At 74.0% G+C, this 1152-nt stretch carries 1 protein-coding gene; it reads left to right on the top strand.

The genetic code is table 11. The features are described from left to right. Window positions 1-1152: HNH endonuclease signature motif containing protein (locus tag A5694_RS00535; RefSeq protein WP_064919913.1), on the top strand; the 1152-nt coding region annotated here is incomplete at both ends.

A 1152-nucleotide genomic window follows, 5' to 3' on the forward strand; every position in this document is an offset into this window, starting at 1 on the left:
CGACGACAACCTGCTGGTGGCGGCCATTGCCGGGTGGGCCCGGGTGGAGGCCGCGGCCTCGGCGCGCCGGCTGGCCGCGATTGGCGAGTTGGTGGCCCGGCGCACCCGCGCGGCCGATGCGGTGAACCGGTCGCGCTGGTCGTGCGACTACTGGGATGCCGCGGCCGCCGAGGTCGCCGCTGCCGAACAGATCAGCCACGGCATGGCGTCCTCCCAGATGTATCTGGCCACGGCGCTGCGGGAACGCCTGCCGAAGGTCGCCGCGCTGTTTGTCGACGGGGCGATCAACACCCGACTGGTCGCCACGATCGTCTGGCGCACCACGTTGATCACCAACCCCTACCTGCTGCACACCGTCGACGCCGAGCTCGCCGCGATCGCCACCGCGCTGGGGCCGCTGTCGGCGGCCAAGACCGCGGCGGCCATCGACGCCCTGATCGACCGGTACGACCCCGACGCCGTCCGGCGCCAGGACCGCGACGCCCGGAGCCGCGACGTCGTCGTCGACACCCGCAACAGCGAAAACGGCACCACCGCCGTGTGGGGCCGGCTGTTTGCCACCGATGCCAGCGCCCTCGACCGGCGCCTGACCCAATTGGCCCACACCGTCTGCGACGACGATCCGCGCACCCTGGCCCAACGCCGCGCCGATGCCCTCGGCGCCCTGGCCGCCGGGGCCGACGCCCTCGCCTGCGCCTGCGGCAACACCGACTGCCCCGCCAGCGCCGGCGGCGACGCCCGCGCGGCCAACGTCACCGTCTACGTCCTGGCCGAGCAGGCCGCCCTAGACACCGCACCCCAACCGCGGTTCGGCAACGGCGACCAGCCGCCCACCGCCCCGGCACCCACACCCCCAGCACACCCGGCAGGCTGCGGGCAGATCATCGGCGGCGGCACCGTCCCCGCACCACTGCTGGCCCAGCTGGTCACCCACGGTGCCACCGTCAAACCGCTGCGCGACCCGGCCGATCTGCCGGCCGAACCGCACTACCGGCCCTCAACAGCGCTGGCCGCCTTCGTCCGGGCCCGCGACCTCACCTGCCGATTCCCCGGCTGCGACCAGCCCGCCACCGTCTGCGACATCGACCACGCCATCGCCTACCCGATCGGGCCGACCCACCCCGCCAACCTGCGCTGCCTCTGCCGAAAACA

The organism is Mycolicibacter sinensis, assembly GCF_001667945.1.
In the GTDB taxonomy this organism is placed as follows: domain Bacteria; phylum Actinomycetota; class Actinomycetes; order Mycobacteriales; family Mycobacteriaceae; genus Mycobacterium; species Mycobacterium sinense_B.